Here is a 17,152-nt window from a genome sequence, read left to right on the forward strand (position 1 = left end):
ATTCAGCTTCGTTTCGATTTGTATTCCATAGCTATATATTAATCTTTACCCAAAAAATCCGAATCCACACATTGATTGAACTTATTTCAAACTTTAGTCGTAGAAATGTCATTCGGAAGGTGGAGAAGAAATGTTCATAAGACTGATGGAATTAGTAAAGGAGAAACTTGACTAATAAAGGACATTTTAGGTTTATTCTTCATACATTTCGCGACGGACTCCCTGAGTTTTTCTTTTGCGATTTTTGTCCTTCATCCCTCCGATGAACGACATCTGGAGCTTTTCCTTTTGCTTTTTTGTCCTTCATCCCTCTGATGAAGGACATCTGGTGCATTTCCTTTTACGTTTTTGTTCTTCATCCCTCTGATGAAGGACATCTGAAGCTTTTCCTTTTGCATTTTCGTCCTTCATCCCTTCGATGAACGACATCCGGTGCTGTTCCTTTTGCGTTTTTGTCCTTCATCCCTCCGATGAACGACATCCGGAGCTTTTCCTTTTGCATTTTCGTCCTTCATCCCACCGATGAATGACACCTGGAGCTTTTCCTTTTGCTTTTTTGTCCTTCATCCCTTCGATGAACGACATCCGGAGCTTTTCCTTTTGCAATTTTGTCTTTGATACCGTTGATGGAGGAATCTGCAGGTTCCTATTTTTCGAAAAAATTCCTTTTGGAGCGATAACAAAATAAGCAAAAAATGGTAAGCGGAGAATTATCTAACGCTGCAGACCCGTATTAGCACAAGAACGGAAACTCCCACCGATTACAAGATCGTATAATTATACTTTTGAAATAGAACTAGATATGCCGGATACCTTAATAAAAGAGTTATTTGGAGAACTTACCTTCAGATGTAATTATGGCTACAAAATTTACGTGGGCGAAAATTTTTATGATAATTTTCGATTGAGGTACGAATCAAAGATAACCGTATGATGGCTCCAGGTGTGCATATATACACTGCGATGCGCCCGCTGAATCCCAATGAATTTCGGGTTTAGAGCATGGTAAAGCTGAATCGGTGATAATGTTTGGAATGACAGGCGAAGTGTGGCAATAATGTCATTACTTCTGGGGTTGTGGTTACAAAGAATGTGGTAATCAGGGGAAACCCTGCCTAAGTGATTAATAGAGAGCTTTTTAGAAATAGTTGGGAGCATCGATACAATGGGAGAAACTAAGAACCAAGATCTCCCCTCCATTTCTTTTATAAATCCCTTACTCAAACATCCCGGAGCGCACAGCAAATAAAGCTGCTTGTGTACGGTCCGCTAAGTCCAGCTTGGATAAAATATTGGTTATATGTGTTTTCACTGTTTTTTCTGTAATATATAGGGAGGCTGCAATTTCTTTATTGCTTTTGCCATTTACGATTTCTTTTAACACCTCTAATTCGCGCTTCGTTAATTCATCCATCGGCATCCGTTCCGTTTTGGATTTGGTCAAATTTTCCACCAACAGCGTGGTTGCTTTTGGATGAAGCTGTTTTTCTCCCCGCATAATCGCTTCGATGGAATGAACTAATTTATCCGGTTCAATATCCTTTAATTGATAACCTGACGCCCCCGCTTCCATCGCCGGAATAACATGATCCTGATCAGAAAAGCTAGTCAAAATTAGGATTTTCATATCCTCATATTTTTCTTTAATTGCTTTTGTTGCCTCAATTCCGTTCATTACTGGCATATCCAGATCCATTAGAATAAGATCAGGCAACAGTTCTGCTGCTTTTTCAATCGCTTCTTTTCCATCTTTTGCTTCTCCTACAATGTCCAAACCCTTTTGTGTCTTTAAAAAGAAGACAAGTCCACGTCTGACTACATGATGATCATCAGCAATAAGAATACGAATTGCCATCATAACCGCCTCCTAAATCGGTATTTTTATCTTAATTTGAGTGCCTTTACCAGGAGCGCTCGTTAAATGAAATGTACCATTTAAACTTTCCGCACGTGTCTTCATACTTTTCAGACCGAGAGATGGTATCTCATTTTGCTCCATATAAACAAATCCACAGCCACGGTCCGTAATCTCCATTTCCACTTTATGATTTGCAACCATTAAGCTCAAATCTACATCTGCACTTTGCGAGTGCTTTTTGCAATTCGCCAGTGCCTCTTGACCGATTCTCCAAAGGGCTTCTTCTACTTTTCCAGGCAAGCCCGCCACACCGCTAATTTTCGTTCGCATATTTAAATTCAGCATTTGTCCATACGCTTTTAAAGAACTGACAATTCCATGCTCCAGTCCAATTGGCCGGAGCTGCCATATTAAGGCACGCATTTCTCCCAAGGCTTCCTGCGCTAAATCCTGCAAATAAGAAAAAGTTTCTTTTATTCCTTCATCATCTGTCATTTCCATCCCCCCACGCGCTGTAAGGCTTAGGGAAAAAAGCAGTTGATTAACCGAATCATGAAGGTCGCGTGCCAACCGATTACGTTCCGCAATTAATGCTGTTTCCTGTTCTTTTTGACTCAACCTAATCCGTTTCAATGCGGTTCCTATTTGAAAAGCAACAGACTCTAATAATGCCAACTCACTTGGTTCGAAGGTTGTTTTATTAGGAGAACCGACGTTTAATATCCCAAATTTTTCATCTCCCGCCCGGAGTGGAACAGTGGCATGGTGAGTGAGTCCATTTGTTGCACCGCTTTTAATTGCCAAAGCATCTTCAATACGCTTGCATTCTATTATATTTGTAGCTTTATGAAGACGCCCAATATTGTAGCGATTTATACACCAGCATTCTCCACTGCACATTGGGCTGCAGTCGTTAAGGGAAAGAGCCGGGGGTAAGGACTCTTTCGCAACAAGTCGATATCCCCCGTCACCATCTACCAGGAACATCCAACCAATTTCAAGCCCAGTGACATTCAATAATTTATTTAAAACTTCCGGCAGCATCTTCTCTACCTCGGTGCTTTCGTTTAAAAGTTCTGCAATCTCCTTTAGAATAAGCAGTTCCGAATTCTGGATTATTTTAGACAACGGTACTCCCTCCATGATCTTTAAACCTTATGTTATCAAGTATTTGAAACGGTTACCTCAGCAAATTGGCTAAAGTCTTTTTACGACTAAGGTCGTAGGTTTGGCTGATTCGCGGGATTATATCGGAAATTGGCGGGATAATCGTAAAATCTCGCGGGATTATTCATCCTTTTAGCAAAATTGCTGCAAGTTCGGCAGGAATTAGCCATGTGCAAAGATTGATATAGCTAAACATGGCGGCATAAATGTAAAGATTCGCTGAAAAATATCAAAATTTCACTCATGGCAATCGAAACTTATTTTCCTAAAATAAACATCACTGCTGCTATCCCTTTTTCGTAGCCTTAATAATCATCGTTGTTGGAAATTTCTTAGCTTTATAGAGCGAATAATAACGGTCAGACACTTCTGTTTCCACTGAGTCAAAGTTAGATGATACATCACTTTCTATCACTGCATCAATCGTAAACCCCACTTTGATCAATTCATTTATGTATGTACTCATTTTGCGCTTGTGGATGACCATTGGTGCGTCTTCGCCCTTGAATGTTTTGTACACTTCCGTTTCTTCTTGCTGGTAGGAGTCATGAAGATAGATCCGCCCATTTTCGCTTTTTAAATGAGGATATAAAGGATGATCCCAGCTAAAAATAAAGCTGCCTCCATGCTTCAAATACGAATAAATCAATTGAAAGGTCCTTGCTAAATCCGTCGTCCATCCAATTGCATAAATGGAATAGACATAGTCAAAATACTCTTTTGGCAGACCGATATCTTCCTCCATCGGAGCGCAGTACAATTTTGGATTCAGGTTTCCCAATGTAACTTCCGCCGTTCTTTTTTGCTCTTCCGAAATATCAACGCCCCATAACTCATTCGCGCCCTTGCAGGCCATGTACAATAAGGAATGCCCGCTCCCATATCCAATATCTAAAACTCTCTTATTCTGCATATCATCAAAAAGGCGCAACTCATCCTCTGTTTGTGCAAAAGGTCCATAGCTCGGTAATGCGTCTACTCCGTTAAAATGGTGGGCTACTTTGTCCCAGCTTTGTTTGTTTTGATCTAAAATTTGTTTTATCATGTTTATCCCCTCCATCGGTTCCTATTCGATATCGGGGTGAAAATACCTTTTTTCCATTTCTCTCTATTTTTCTATAAAATAGAGAAGAAAGGATGCGCAAAATTTGAAGTGCCATTTCACTTCGTAATCTTTTGAAACACAGAGCTGATGCCCTCTTATCGTAGGGAGAAGACGTAGAAATGCGTTAGCGATGATAAATGGCGCTAGACAGAGACTACACTGGTATTTTTCATATCTTTTATTTACATAGATTATTAAAAAAGATATCGGCAACCAGCGTTATCCAGTCACCGATCATTCACCATGTAATAAGGCTTATCCTCTTGTTCGAGAAGGGTTCTTATTTTGTTTTCAATCAAATCATAGTTTTCCATTGTATTGAAATTCAAGCTTAAATAAACCACTTTTTGATCTATTTCGGATAATTCATCAAAAACTCGTTTATAAAGTGATTTATCATTTTTAAAGTGCAACTTAAAATATAAGTCGAATTGTTCTATACAATTCCCTATCATGATACTTACATTCCGATATTTTTCTGCAAACCTACCTTCTACATCATAGTAATAGGACTTTACTACGGGATAGTCTCTTTTTTCATACAAGGAAGCGAGTGGGTGTCCCGGGTAAAGGTATGGTTTTTGAGCACTGCCATGATGTGTGACATACCCATGGCGAAACCCAAATCTTTCTATCATAATAGTTGTAAGTATTCGTTCAAAAGAAGACATATTTAGTTTTACATAGTCTTTATCTGTTGGATCAATAGCATGTGGAATTTCTACATCCGTTTGCACCCATACTTCTCTTTTGGAAAAAGTAACAGGCAGATAAATCGGTAACATAAAACGAAAAGGGCATCGATACTTTTCCCCGGGTTTCATTATCAGGTTAACAGGAATGGTAAAGGAGTAACACGGATAGGCTTCCGTTCTATTTTTTGCAACACGAAATCTTCTCATCAAATAAATATGGATATTGCGTACTTCTTGTTCTCGAATTCCTCCTTTTAAAACGACTTCCCCTTCAAATGGATCACCGAGTGCAAATTCATCCTTCGATAGAATGGTATCAACTTTTACATTTCCAATCATGTTTGAAATGATTTTTTTCAACATTTTACACTCCCCCTTTGTATGATTTTAATTCCCTCCGCCATTTTTTTCTATTATTATATATAATTAGGAATAATGAATGAAGAATACGGCGATAATATTTGCATTTTTCAAATAAGGGGGATGGATAGATGGAGCGTATTATGGTAATTGGTGTTTCCTCTGGTGTCGGAAAGTCTACATTTGCGAGAAAACTAGGAGAAATCTTGAATAAAAAAGTATATCATTTGGATTCCTACTATTGGAAACCGGGATGGGTTGAATCCTCATTAGAAGAATTTCGACATGCCCAAAAGGAAATCGTCAAAAATGACCAGTGGATCATCGAAGGAAATTATAGTAATTCTTTTGATATTCGCGCAGAATCTGCTGATACCATTATTTATCTCGAGCTTCCTTTAGCAGTTTGCCTTTATCGAGTATTAAAAAGATGGTTAATGAATATTGGCAGAACTCGCCCTGACTTAGGAGAAGGATGCCCTGAAAAGATGGAGTGGACGTTTCTGAAATTTATCTATACAACTTACCATTCCCGGAAGAAGAAAATGGCAGAGCGTTTTCAACTACTTGGTTCCGAAAAGACAATAATTGTGTTAAAAAATAAGAAAGCAATTCGGGAGTATCTTGAGAATATAGCATTAGGTTCTGCTTAGTGTGATGAAGCGGGGTATGTGCCACTTTTAAATTTTTACATTTGGGAACGGGCACGATTCTTCATGCCCGCTTACACGGCACAGCCCCAATATCCGGATTCATTTATACCAACTGTTTCCCTTTTTACCATTAATCCGATTTAATCCACACTCTTAGTGGTCCCAGTGAACCCCATCCGGATTTTTGTGCTAACTGAAGGTCGCTGCCATGCTCATATCCAACCATATACATACCAGGATATTCATTTGAAATGATTTTTGGAATTTCACTCCATAGATTTTCATTGTCATTTCCTATCGAAAATACATTAGATACTCCTACAACACCTGCATCCACATTGGCGATGAACCCTGAGATTTCTTCGTTGTTCTCTTGCATAAAAATCTTCACATTTTCATATTTTAATAGATTCGGCTTGATCACATCTATCAAACCAGATTGCAAAGTCCAGTATGCTAAATCCCGTTCAGTCGAAATCACACTCCATTTTGTTTCAAGTGCCTCTGTATCAGAAATTGGCGCGTAATAAATCCATTCAGCAGCAAATAATTTTTTAAAACCATATGGTGACAGATCAAGATGTGCATAACTATCTTTGACACTACTGACTTTTCCTTTTTCACCAAAGAACTTATACTCCTCCATCGTTGCCTTCCTATTCACAGTTATAACCTCAGGGTAAAATGGAGGTGCTTCCGTTAGCAGTCCCCATAGATTTTCCTTCCAAAAATATTCAATCCCATGCGTATCACAAACCATTTCACACCATGCAATATTATTCCGAACCGCTCTATCTACTTTCAAATATCCAAGCTCCTGTCTGTCCTATTTTCTTTTCCCAACGAAAACCCTTCGAATAACCTGCCTCCATAGGGCTCCAAAACTTTATCAGTCAAATCGATCACTCTGCTTTTATCACTATCTTGATAAAAGGCATCAAAAGCATTCACAAAATCCGCAGCAAATTTTTCATCATACTTCTTTAATGCCCTAATGATCCATTTTGAAGTCCCAATCCAACGGCCGTTAGTTCTTAAAACAAATTCATGAAGAAGATTGGCAAGAGTATTTGCTATAAATAATCCTTCTGCCCGATTTTGACAACCGATAAAATCATCCAGGACATCCGTTATAAAATAACGTTTCGACCGAATGGTTTCATCGGTCCATCTTTCTGGTCCCTCTTCCAGTATTGCCTTTGCTTCTTCTTTTATGGCATCCAGAATCCCTTCATCCTTAACAACTAGTCCCTCTGCTATCATTCTTTGCATAGAAGGCTTCGCATTTTTGTAATCCAGGTCAAAAAAATGCTTGTAGGAGCTTAAATTATGAACGAAAACCTCAATTGGCCATCCAAATTCTATAAATGATTCTCTATAGGAAGAGTTAATATTTTTATCGAATACAACAATATCCAGGTCAGAGGTATCTGTTTCCTCCCCTCTAACCACACTGCCCGCTAAAACAGCCCCATCACAATTAGAAAAAAACTGATCAACGAACAGTGCAGCTGCTTCCATCGCCTTTAACCTTTTCATTGCAGTCATGATCCTCACCCCGTTTATTTCCGAATAACAGTTTATTCGTTAAAAGATCGTGTTTTCCCTTCTTACTAGAATTACCCCATAAAAAAAGAGTTGCTGATTCAATTAATCCTCAACTCCTACTTTATTTTTAAAGTAAAATTCTTCTCTTCAACTCCCTAGTTTAATACAAATGAAATAGAATTTTACGGTGATGAAAGTGAGCTTAATCTCTTTTAACTCATGGCGAAAAGTTATTTATCGTATACAAATGAAACGTATCGATCATTAAGAACGTATAATTATTATGCCTTTTTTGAATAAATGCACCATACATAAGGAGGTGATATCCATGCATATACAAAGGATTTTCAAATTTAAAAACTTGTTTATCATTACATTGATTGCATCTTTCTTTCTACCTTGGTCAAACCGATTACAAGGTATTTCCGATGTAACACTTACAGGATTTGACTATACAGGTGCAATGATTTTTCTGATATCTCCAATATTGGGTATTGTACTCTCCATTATTCCAATACTTTGTATTATCGTTTTAATTCAAGAACTTAGATCACAAAACACCTCAAAAATTCGTTTATTAACATCAATTTTGACAATTATTTTATTTTTAATTGCCATTATTTATCACACTATGTCTGGTATGCTTATCGGAAAAACGTTAACCGATTCACTTATTTATCAGTTGTCTCAGATTCGTTATGGAGTGTATATAGCACTGTTTTCTTCGATTTTTATTATCTTTGGATCTAATACGAATAAAGTAAAATAAATATTTTTTTAATAAAAAGGAAGAAATCAAAAAAATTTTTCTTCCTTTGTTATTTCAATGTTTTTCTAGGATTTAAATTATCTTGTTCTTCTTTTAGCAAAACTGCCCCTTTTGTAAAAAAACATTTGCCATTTATTATGCAAATGGGTTTTCTACTACTAGCTTCGGTTTAAATATGGCTAGTTTTATTAATTCATTTTAATTATTTTGCTCAAGGCATTGATAAACTGCCATCATATCTCGTTTATTTAACTCACGAATACGATTAAAGATTGGAATATCTGCTACAGCTTCTGTATATAAGCTTCCATCAACAACATCTCTCACTGTCCCAGTTAACCATGTTTTGACTGGTATACCTTCAACGATTTCCTTAAGACCCTCATCATTGATGCCACTTGCACAACAACTTACACATGGAATGGTTAATTTAAAGACTCCATCATGCAGATTATCTTCTGATATAACTTTTTTTCCTTTACAGAATGGACATGGATGGCTCTTTTTAATTTTATTAATTGGAGTAACTAATTTTTTGTAACCAAATGCTTCATACACATATGTTAGTTTTTTGTATTTTCCATTTGTGAAATATTTATCTATGATCGTTTCTCTTGTTTCATAGATAGAAGGAAAATCACAGATGGTTACTTGATTATTGATGCTAATGGATTCGATATTGTCTTTGATTGTGTCCCAGAATGGTAAGACATTTTGTAATACCATTTCATAGCCGGTAAAGCTTGCTTGTTCTAATTCAAACATTTTCAGTGCGACTTGTGTTTTTCTAGGCAATAAAGAGACGTCTTCAGTCAAAATCATATCGCCGCCTACAATAGATTTCAGTTTGACGAGTGGAGGTAACTCACCTACTATTTTCAATACTTGGTCAATCGGCAGATTGATTATTTCACGAATATCTTTGTCTCCAAATTTAAGCGGTTTATGGTGGTTTAAAACAGTACCCTTACAAATTGGACATGTAATCTTTTCTTTAGAAGCTTTCATTTGCTCTTTAATAATTGATTTTGAAACGACCATATACATACCAAGGATGGTATTAAAACCTACCCATGTTCTGCGTGCCTTGCCTTTCTTATCATAAAATGACTTTTCATAATACCCGTACCAAAATGTATGCTTTTCTTCATCAGACATCTCATTATAGCTTTTTGTCAGGTCAAACCCGAGCTCATTCTTAATTTCTTCAAATAGAAATTCTAATTTTGGGTATTGATAAAACTTTAATACTTCCATTATTTCTGGATAGAATAGACCATCCCAGAATGGAAGATTTTTGTCTTGAATCACAAGATCTTTATCAAATATTCCAATTTCAAGGCGTCCCGAGCATGATGGACAATGATTGTCCTGAGAAAAGAAATCAAAGCTTCTCGTATCTTTATTAGTCGGATGCGACGCTATAATATGGTTAATCACGCCACCCATTTCATATAGGAAACTATATTGACTATACAAATGTCTTTCAAGATCAATGGCAATGACGGGTGCAATTTTATTGGAATCATATTCGCCATAAATCAAACGGGCTATGGATGATAAGCTTTTTAATATACCGCCCTTATAGATATTTTCTGCATTTTTAAAGTAGTCAATATGATATTCTTTTAAATACGTAATGCCTTTTTGTGATTGGAGTGTCGACGGAATAGGCGATGGCAAGGCGATATCTTCCCTATTTTTAGTCTCATAATATTCATGCTGAGGAACAACATCAAGATGCGTGACAGGTTCATTCTTTCTTTTACCAAAATCAATAATAAAATCGGAGCTTTCCATCATATAGGCATTATGTTCAATCATCATGATAGAAACAGATTCATCTTGTAGAATGGACCTGATACTATCCATGAATTGATTTAAAATATTTTGTGATAAACCCTTTGAAGGTTCATCAAAAATGAAAAGGGTATGCGGGTTTCTAGAGTTTGCAAACAGTTCCGAGACTAAATGCACACATTGAAATTCACCAGTCGACAGTGTCTGTGTCTTTCTATTTAAAGTCAAATAACCTAATCCGAGTTTGATCAATAAGCTCAAACGTTTATGTGCAATATCTTCATTTGGAAGTTCATCAATGATATCTTCAATGGAGCGATCGAAAATATCATCAATTTCTTCACTATATTTTGTGATTTTCTTTTTAATATCAAGAAAAGTCGCAACGGTTGACCGACTCGTAATGGATTGATTTCGATCTTGTCCAACCATAACGAGTTTATCTTTTTTGTACCGCTTCTGAAAATCTTCGGCAATACACTCGTTGACAAGTGTTGATTTACCACTTCCAGACTCTCCAGTAATGGTTACAAGTCTATTTTTTGGTATTTTGATTTCAGCCATTTGAATATTACGGCAAAATAAATCTTGAAAATGATAGTAATCAGTTGGCTCTTCCTCATTTCGTTCTGAGTATACTGGTTTTGGGCGCGGTGATTCATCTACGATTTTTCCGCCATATTTACCGCTGCCAGGTCCAAAGAAAACTTGGGTTTCCGTTGTATCAAGAACTGTGTCAGAATGATCAATAAACCAAATTTGATTCTTATACCCTAATTGTTTAACTTGTTCTAAAATTTTTAGTAATGTTTCGTGATCTATACCGACTGATATTTCATCAATGATAATAACCGTATTTTCACTTACAGCCATGAATTCTGCGAGGTACAGCCGTGTTAATTCTCCACCAGACAAAGTACCCATAATTCGATTTAATGTTAAGTAACCAATATTCATATTGATTATGTTTTTAAGAATATGTTGTTTTTCTTCACTAATATTTAAATCCTCTACTAGCGAAAGAATAGTTTCAATACTTAAGTTGTTAATATCTGATATACTATGTGGTTTACCAAATAAATCGATTGTGTAATGCTCCACTTCCTCGTTATAACGCCTTCCATTACACTTAGGGCATTCAACATTATTGTTAGAACCGCGGCCTTTACACTTAGGACACCAGCCTAATTCATTATTAAATGAAAAGACTTCTGGAGAAAGATCGTATTTTTCAGCGAGTCTTACACGAATCTCTGTAAATACGCCAGTATGCGTGCCAATTGTTGAACGTGGATTAGAAGAAATGGATGATCTCCCAAGAAAAAGCACTAAAGGCATCTCTTCCATCTTGATGGCACTGAAATTAGTTTCCATAATATTCGGAAATAAATACTGATAATCAGCCTTTGGCAATAAGGACACGAGGCGCTTCTTGGATTCTTCACCAATGGTCCTGCAAAAAGTTGTTTTTCCAGATCCGGACAGACCAGCAATTCCGAGCGTCTGATCTTCCGGCAGAACAGTATCTAAACGGTTAATATTGTTGGCAATTAATTGATTTATTTTCATTAAAATCCTCTCCATTCTCTAAATCTAGTATTGCCATGTTAGCACAACTTTAAATGAATTTGTATTGTGTTTTGTATCGATATTAATACAAAAAATTAAACGGCTCCGTTCTAAGCCGAGCCGTTTACTTTTTCTTATTTTCCATTATCCATTTTGCAAGATTATCTGAATCTGTTCGCGTTCCAAACCTTATTGATTGAACTATTAATCTGATAATCCAATGAAAATTCCGCCATTCATTATTCCTCCTCTAATAAAATTTTTAACAGTGCCACTTTTTCATTCCAAAATTTTTCGTAAAAGGATATCCAATCTTTAATTTCCTGTAAGGGAGCTGCATTTAGACGATATCTTGTTTCTCTCCCAACTTTACGGTCCGTAACTAGACCAGCTGCTTTAAGGATGGCCAAATGTTTAGAAACAGCAGTACGCCCCATTTGAAATTGAGCGGTTAATTCGTGAAGCGGTAACTCCTCTGCATCTGCCAATAAACGTAACAATTTACGTCTTGTTGGGTCAGCGATAGCTACATAAACGTCACGCTCTTGATTTTTCTCGTTCAAAATCGCCACCCCCTTATTATTTCAACACCAATTGGTGTCCTGAGTTTGATGAGACATAAGAAAAGTGAAACAACTCCAATAGATGGTGAGTTAAGTGGTCGGCTTAGGAAGGAATTTTAGCAAAAGTATTTCTAACAAATTAATAGGAGCAACGTCAAAGTTTTTACCGTTGCTTATTGAAACTCTTGCCCCATCAGTTAAAGAAAAGCCTGTATTCAGCATTAAAACAATAGGAACACTTTTGTGTGGTAATACGTAAGTCTATTATTTTGATTAAGTTTCACCTACAATCCAGAAAGGAGTTAGGATAAACAAAGTGTTTGATAGTTAATTTTCTCATCGAATAAACTAATCATTTAATCCCTTTCCATCGAGAATTTGCTGCACATATTTTTCAACCCTTGATTCTCGAGTTTTGGATTGTTTGGCTGAAGAAAAATAATGAATGTATGCTCTTTGCCGTCCCGGGGTTAATGCTTCAAAAGCAGTTTTCAAGGCAGGGATTTCATTTAATTTATTTTGAAACTCTTTCGGAATAATAAATTCTTCTGTTTTCTTAAAATTTACTTCCAAACCGGCTTTCTCTACTTCAATTGCTTCATAAATATAGGCTTTCAAGATGTTTTCCATTTCTACTATTTCTTCAACATTAGTGAACCGTATCTGGCGCGCCGCCTGTACATTCTCGGTTTGTTGAATTAGAATCCCATGGGTATCCTTTAATAAGACACCTTTGTGAAACAGAAGCGCACAATATTCTTTAAATCCATGTATTAAAACAATGTTTTTATTCTCATACGTGTAACAAGGATGCATCCATTTAAATTCTTCAGTCAACTCACAGTCAAGAACGATATTTCTCAACTTCTCATATTCAATCTTCCACTTTTTAGATTTACTTATAAATTCATTAACTTTAGGATTCAATTTATTCTCTGCCATCAAGGAACACTCCTTTTCAATTTTTTAATATCGGTCAAAATCAACCTCCCCCTGCCTTCACATTAATAAAAGACTCCGATTGCTATCCGCGTTTATAATAGGCAATTAATTGCTGTCATGTCAAGCAGACCTGGGTTGGCAAGTTACAAGAAGCTTATGTCGGAACTCCGCCATTCCGCAGGACTGCTACTATTAACTTTTTCATAAATAATGTATAATTTTGTGTTGACCATAAAATTCATATCAGACTAAGCACTGCTATCACAATTAAACAAATTCACTTAAAGCTTAATTTACATAAAAAGACGCTCTTCTTTTTAAAGAAAAAAGCGTCTAATTGAGGAATATTTATTCCTTTTATCCCATTATTATTTTTCAACTAAGAACCCCTTGTAAATGAAAAGACTATACCTGGTTCAATGGCTAAAGGAACCTATTTGAATCCATATTAATAATTCATTTCTTTTAAATTCGATGATTTCTGTTTTGCACTTGAATGGAAAGCAGCTAAGGAAGCAACAATAGCGATTGCAACCCCCAATGCTCCAATCCAAGTAATGGAAGCCAGTGATACTTTCTCTACAAAAATACCCCCTATTCCCGCACCTACAGCCATCGCTAATTGCATCATGGACTGATTAATGCCAAGCAATACGCCTGATAATTCTGGTTCAATTGTGGCTAAGTGATATTGTTGTGTTGGACCAGTAGACCATGCCGAAAATGACCATAATATAAGAATGATTAGCACTCCGATATAGGAGTGAGTTACGAGTGATAGCAAAATCAGCATGATGATGTGCAGTCCCATACCACCAACCAGAGTATAGGACACTCCCCAGCGATCCGTGCTATATCCCCCGAACTTCGATCCAACCAAACTAGCTATTCCAAATATAAGTAAAACTCCACTAAGCAACTTTTCGCTTATCCCAGAAATGGTAAGGAGGTAAGGGGAAAGATAGGTATAAGCAATAGAATATCCTCCTAGCCAGAAAAACGTAATAGATAATCCTAGCACTACTTTTCGTTTCTTAAAAAGAGAAATTTGCTGAGATAATGGTATGGGTTTATCCCCTTCTGTTTGTGGAAGAGTAAGAAATATAACTAACATTGCTATTAATCCCAATAGAGCAATTCCACCAAATACAGACTTCCAACCAAGCGCTACTGCTGTCATTCTTCCGAGAGGAACTCCAATAATTAAAGAAGCTGTAAATCCCATAACTACAGTAGCAATGGCACTTCCCTGCTTACCATCTGAAGCAATCTTCGCTGCAATGGTTAATGCAGTTACAACTACCATACCTGCCCCAAGTGCCATAATTACTCGTGCAACAATAAACCATCCATAACCAGGCAGGGCAAACGCCAAGATGTTTCCTATAATAAATAGGCCAAGAGAATAAAGCATTAATTTTCGTCTATCCATACTTGCAGTCAACGACATGAGGATTGGTGTAAAAATAGCATATACAAGTGAAAAGATCGTAATTAATTGGCCCGCTGCAGCTATTGTTATCCCAAGTGTATGAGCAATATTATCCAAAATACCGGAAATTATGTACTCAGATGTTCCTACTAAAAAGCTGATAATAGCTAAAATATATATTTTCCAAGTGTTTGACATAAAAAATTCACTCCTTAATTACTGTTTATATTTTCACATATTGCAATATAACGATATGTTAGTTTTAAAAATAAACACATCGCAATATGTCGATATGTAGGTCTTAAAAATAAACATCTAAAGATGTTTATTTGTTATGAAGTTAGGAAACTGAATTCTCTAGTTTCATTTTCATATCTCTTTTTTGAAAAAGTCAGCAATTTTTTTTATGGCATCCTCATCTCTTTTGTAATACGTATACTTTCCTATTCGTTCTGCCTTAATAAGACCAGATCTTAAAAGTATGGTGAGATATTGGGAAGCAGTTGATTGCGTCATTTTTAATTTATCTGTTATTTGACTAACACACACCCCTGTTGTGTTCATATCAATCCCTTCATGGGGTATAAAATGGCGATCAGGCTCCTTCAGCCATTGCAAAATTTGCAACCTTGATTCATTTGATAAGGCTTTGAAGATTTCAATTGGTTCCATACGGTTATTATATCGTGATATCTTAATATGTCAATGTGTTTTTTGATCATTGTTTTTTCATGCAGCTCGGGAATACCCAGTTCAGCAAAAAAATCTTGATTAAAATTCTTTTTTGAACGATATGTTTTTCTTCTAACTATTTATTCGTTACAAAAGGAACTATCACCTTTAAAATTCGAATTGACATGATTGGAGAAAAAAGAATATAATAAAATCAACTATTATGTATAGCAAGATAGTTATTTTTTTCAACTAGCTATCTTGCTATGCAAAATAGCTATACAACTTAAAATTTAGGAAGGGAGCTATACAATGTCCTTAAGGAGTCAATTATTAAAGGGAATATTGGATGGTTGTGTGTTATCCATTATCGAAAAGAAACCAGTGTATGGCTATGAATTATCAACAAAGCTCCAAGAAGCGGGATTAGGTGATGTCAGCGAGGGGACGATATATCCCATTTTACTGCGGCTACAAAAAAACGGTCTTATAAGTGGAAAAATGCAGCCCTCAGAGTCTGGGCCAAACCGTAAGTACTACTATTTAACCGAGCAAGGCAAAGAGTCCCTTGATACCATTGCCTCCGAGTGGATGCAAATTGTAAAACCTGTTAATTCTTTATTCAATGGGAGGAATTTACCATGAAGGCAAAACAATTAATTGAAGAAAATAACCGAAAACGTGAACTTCTCACCCCAGAGAACAAACAATACTATAGTGACATGTTAATTTACATTCGCCTGAATTTATCTCTGTCTGAACAACACTCCGAGGAAGTTTTAATGGAAATGCTGGATCACCTGCTTGAAGGTCAACAGGAAGGAAAGTCGGCACGCGATATTTTTGGTGATGACCCGAAACGATATGCTGATGAAATTATTCAAAACCTTCCAAATGGAAAGAAACGAGAAGTCGTTCCTTTGCTATTAGGAATTATCTTTCATCTGATCAGTTGGATCTTGATCGTTCGGGGAATCGCTATTCTAGTAACGTCACAATTTAGGAATATAGGAGATACTGTCTATCCATTGTCTTCTCTTATTATATTTGCCATTATACTGGCTTCCGTCTTGTTCGGAGTATGGCTTATCTTTAGGGTAATCCAACAATCCTTGTTTAATCAAAATCCCAATGAAAAGAAGAGTAGGCTCATGGTAGGAATTTTCGTTGCGTTATCAACGGTAATTGTTGTTGTAGCAAGTATGTTCATCCCTCGTTTTGGGCCAACCTTCCACTTTACTTGGTGGGCCTCACTACTAGCAGGAGGAATCCTTTGGATAATTGTATACACGCTGCGAAGAATAAATGTTGGGGTTAGATAGGTTGTATAATTAGTAGCAAGAGCACACAGTAAGAATAACCTGTATCCAAGTTTACTGAGTGAACTTAGGATACAGGCTATTTTTTGGATAATTAACACCCTAATGATTTAATACTTCTTTACTTCTTTTGCCATTCCACTACTTGCAATTTTCTATCCACGTCCATTATATAGTTTTCACCATTGGAACCTACCACTTCATAGATTTTGTCGTTTCCAAACTCCGTATTAAAATGCAGCATATTGTAAAAGGCCATATACAAGGAACTATGATTATTATCTAATGTTACTTTTGATTTTGGATAATCAACTCTTTTATGATCGAATGTATAAGAAGCTAGCGTTGTTTTATCCTGCTTTAATGCCTCATTGATATTATTTTTCACTATCACGTTATTTTGATGTTGAGAGAAAAACACAAAGCCTATAATAAAAATAACAGCAATGCCCAACGCGATATAACCCAATAAGTTTTCTCTACCAGCCTTGTCTACACTTTCCATTTGGAACCTCCTTTAATACTCATAATTTACTAATATTGGAACACTTCCTTTCTAGAAATCTTATTCATATGTTGCAGAAATATGCTTTTAAACTATTATGGGTTGGATCCGAACAATAAAAAAGAGCCGAAGTTTACTTTAGTTCTTCGACTCTTCTACACTATTTATCTTTTCTCTGTAATCTTCTTATATATT

16 protein-coding genes and 1 pseudogene are annotated in these 17,152 nt (G+C 36.3%); 5 read left to right on the forward strand and 12 right to left on the reverse strand.

The window, feature by feature from the left end; translation table 11 throughout:
- The first annotated feature begins 695 nt into the window (after nucleotides 1-695).
- Nucleotides 696-1,119: pseudogene (locus tag AN964_RS27235) on the forward strand (LbetaH domain-containing protein).
- A gap of 97 nt (nucleotides 1,120-1,216) precedes the next feature.
- Here the strand turns inward: AN964_RS27235 and AN964_RS24890 are convergent.
- The 4 genes from AN964_RS24890 to AN964_RS24905 form a co-directional block, all read right to left on the reverse strand.
- Nucleotides 1,217-1,855 (reverse strand): response regulator, encoded by a 639-nt coding sequence (locus AN964_RS24890; protein WP_055742461.1) that lies wholly within the window; start codon nucleotides 1,853-1,855, stop codon nucleotides 1,217-1,219.
- Nucleotides 1,856-1,867: 12 nt separating this feature from the next.
- Nucleotides 1,868-3,001: a GAF domain-containing sensor histidine kinase gene (locus tag AN964_RS24895; RefSeq protein WP_055742462.1), complete on the reverse strand. Its 1,134-nt coding sequence runs from the start codon at nucleotides 2,999-3,001 to the stop codon at nucleotides 1,868-1,870.
- Between the two features lie 310 nt (nucleotides 3,002-3,311).
- Entirely contained in the window at nucleotides 3,312-4,085 is a 774-nt protein-coding gene (locus AN964_RS24900) for a class I SAM-dependent methyltransferase (protein WP_055742463.1), read from the reverse strand.
- A 272-nt stretch (nucleotides 4,086-4,357) separates the two neighbouring features.
- On the reverse strand, nucleotides 4,358-5,188 hold the full coding sequence (locus AN964_RS24905; protein WP_055742464.1) for a sporulation protein: 831 nt from the start codon (nucleotides 5,186-5,188) through the stop codon (nucleotides 4,358-4,360).
- 128 nt (nucleotides 5,189-5,316) lie between these two features.
- Here AN964_RS24905 and AN964_RS24910 point away from each other — a divergent pair, with 128 nt between their 5' ends.
- Nucleotides 5,317-5,838, forward strand: coding sequence for a P-loop NTPase family protein (locus AN964_RS24910; protein ID WP_055742465.1), 522 nt, complete (start codon nucleotides 5,317-5,319; stop codon nucleotides 5,836-5,838).
- Between the two features lie 130 nt (nucleotides 5,839-5,968).
- On the opposite strand, the gene AN964_RS24915 is transcribed toward AN964_RS24910, so the two are convergent.
- Both AN964_RS24915 and AN964_RS24920 read right to left on the reverse strand, forming a co-directional pair.
- Nucleotides 5,969-6,643 carry a hypothetical protein gene (locus AN964_RS24915; RefSeq protein ID WP_055742466.1) on the reverse strand — a complete coding sequence of 225 codons (675 nt, stop codon included), beginning with the start codon at nucleotides 6,641-6,643 and terminating at the stop codon, nucleotides 5,969-5,971.
- Complete coding sequence (locus AN964_RS24920) at nucleotides 6,640-7,386, reverse strand: nucleotidyltransferase domain-containing protein (protein WP_055742467.1); 747 nt, start codon at nucleotides 7,384-7,386, stop codon at nucleotides 6,640-6,642. The genes AN964_RS24915 and AN964_RS24920 overlap by 4 nt, the downstream gene beginning before the upstream one ends.
- 328 nt (nucleotides 7,387-7,714) lie before the next feature.
- Here AN964_RS24920 and AN964_RS24925 point away from each other — a divergent pair, with 328 nt between their 5' ends.
- Nucleotides 7,715-8,155, forward strand: a complete 441-nt coding sequence (locus AN964_RS24925) for a hypothetical protein (RefSeq protein ID WP_055742468.1) — start codon at nucleotides 7,715-7,717, stop codon at nucleotides 8,153-8,155.
- 198 nt (nucleotides 8,156-8,353) lie between these two features.
- Here AN964_RS24925 and AN964_RS24930 read toward each other — a convergent pair whose 3' ends face one another.
- The 5 genes from AN964_RS24930 to AN964_RS24950 form a co-directional block, all read right to left on the reverse strand.
- The gene (locus AN964_RS24930; RefSeq protein WP_055742469.1) at nucleotides 8,354-11,524 is read right to left on the reverse strand and encodes an ATP-binding cassette domain-containing protein; all 3,171 of its coding nucleotides are present in this window, start codon (nucleotides 11,522-11,524) and stop codon (nucleotides 8,354-8,356) included.
- A 239-nt stretch (nucleotides 11,525-11,763) separates the two neighbouring features.
- Entirely contained in the window at nucleotides 11,764-12,087 is a 324-nt protein-coding gene (locus tag AN964_RS24935; protein WP_055742470.1) for an ArsR/SmtB family transcription factor, read from the reverse strand.
- A gap of 348 nt (nucleotides 12,088-12,435) precedes the next feature.
- Nucleotides 12,436-13,029: a YdeI/OmpD-associated family protein gene (locus tag AN964_RS24940; RefSeq protein ID WP_055742471.1), complete on the reverse strand. Its 594-nt coding sequence runs from the start codon at nucleotides 13,027-13,029 to the stop codon at nucleotides 12,436-12,438.
- 448 nt (nucleotides 13,030-13,477) lie between these two features.
- Nucleotides 13,478-14,659, reverse strand: coding sequence for an MFS transporter (locus AN964_RS24945; protein WP_055742472.1), 1,182 nt, complete (start codon nucleotides 14,657-14,659; stop codon nucleotides 13,478-13,480).
- 171 nt (nucleotides 14,660-14,830) lie between these two features.
- A complete protein-coding gene (locus AN964_RS24950) occupies nucleotides 14,831-15,133 on the reverse strand; it encodes an ArsR/SmtB family transcription factor (protein WP_055742473.1) in 303 nt (100 codons plus the stop codon).
- Between the two features lie 312 nt (nucleotides 15,134-15,445).
- Here AN964_RS24950 and AN964_RS24955 point away from each other — a divergent pair, with 312 nt between their 5' ends.
- On the forward strand, nucleotides 15,446-15,778 hold the full coding sequence (locus AN964_RS24955; RefSeq protein WP_055742474.1) for a PadR family transcriptional regulator: 333 nt from the start codon (nucleotides 15,446-15,448) through the stop codon (nucleotides 15,776-15,778).
- Complete coding sequence (locus tag AN964_RS24960; RefSeq protein WP_055742475.1) at nucleotides 15,775-16,455, forward strand: DUF1129 family protein; 681 nt, start codon at nucleotides 15,775-15,777, stop codon at nucleotides 16,453-16,455. The genes AN964_RS24955 and AN964_RS24960 overlap by 4 nt, the downstream gene beginning before the upstream one ends.
- Before the next feature lie 118 nt (nucleotides 16,456-16,573).
- On the opposite strand, the gene AN964_RS24965 is transcribed toward AN964_RS24960, so the two are convergent.
- Nucleotides 16,574-16,957, reverse strand: coding sequence for a hypothetical protein (locus AN964_RS24965; RefSeq protein WP_055742476.1), 384 nt, complete (start codon nucleotides 16,955-16,957; stop codon nucleotides 16,574-16,576).
- Nucleotides 16,958-17,152 lie beyond the last annotated feature (195 nt).

The sequence above is a fragment of the Heyndrickxia shackletonii genome (genome assembly GCF_001420715.1).
In the GTDB taxonomy this organism is placed as follows: Bacteria; Bacillota; Bacilli; order Bacillales; family Bacillaceae_C; genus Margalitia; species Margalitia shackletonii.

Bases quoted from the DNA above. Each gene is read 5' to 3' on its own strand.
- AN964_RS24890 (WP_055742461.1), bottom strand. From the start codon at position 1,855: ATGGCAATTCGTATTCTTATTGCTGATGATCATCATGTAGTCAGACGT.
- AN964_RS24895 (WP_055742462.1), bottom strand. From the start codon at position 3,001: ATGGAGGGAGTACCGTTGTCTAAAATAATCCAGAATTCGGAACTGCTT.
- AN964_RS24900 (WP_055742463.1), bottom strand. From the start codon at position 4,085: ATGGAGGGGATAAACATGATAAAACAAATTTTAGATCAAAACAAACAA.
- AN964_RS24905 (WP_055742464.1), bottom strand. From the start codon at position 5,188: ATGTTGAAAAAAATCATTTCAAACATGATTGGAAATGTAAAAGTTGAT.
- AN964_RS24910 (WP_055742465.1), top strand. From the start codon at position 5,317: ATGGAGCGTATTATGGTAATTGGTGTTTCCTCTGGTGTCGGAAAGTCT.
- AN964_RS24920 (WP_055742467.1), bottom strand. From the start codon at position 7,386: ATGACTGCAATGAAAAGGTTAAAGGCGATGGAAGCAGCTGCACTGTTC.
- AN964_RS24925 (WP_055742468.1), top strand. From the start codon at position 7,715: ATGCATATACAAAGGATTTTCAAATTTAAAAACTTGTTTATCATTACA.
- AN964_RS24930 (WP_055742469.1), bottom strand. From the start codon at position 11,524: ATGAAAATAAATCAATTAATTGCCAACAATATTAACCGTTTAGATACT.
- AN964_RS24940 (WP_055742471.1), bottom strand. From the start codon at position 13,029: ATGGCAGAGAATAAATTGAATCCTAAAGTTAATGAATTTATAAGTAAA.
- AN964_RS24945 (WP_055742472.1), bottom strand. From the start codon at position 14,659: ATGTCAAACACTTGGAAAATATATATTTTAGCTATTATCAGCTTTTTA.
- AN964_RS24950 (WP_055742473.1), bottom strand. From the start codon at position 15,133: ATGGAACCAATTGAAATCTTCAAAGCCTTATCAAATGAATCAAGGTTG.
- AN964_RS24955 (WP_055742474.1), top strand. From the start codon at position 15,446: ATGTCCTTAAGGAGTCAATTATTAAAGGGAATATTGGATGGTTGTGTG.
- AN964_RS24960 (WP_055742475.1), top strand. From the start codon at position 15,775: ATGAAGGCAAAACAATTAATTGAAGAAAATAACCGAAAACGTGAACTT.
- AN964_RS24965 (WP_055742476.1), bottom strand. From the start codon at position 16,957: ATGGAAAGTGTAGACAAGGCTGGTAGAGAAAACTTATTGGGTTATATC.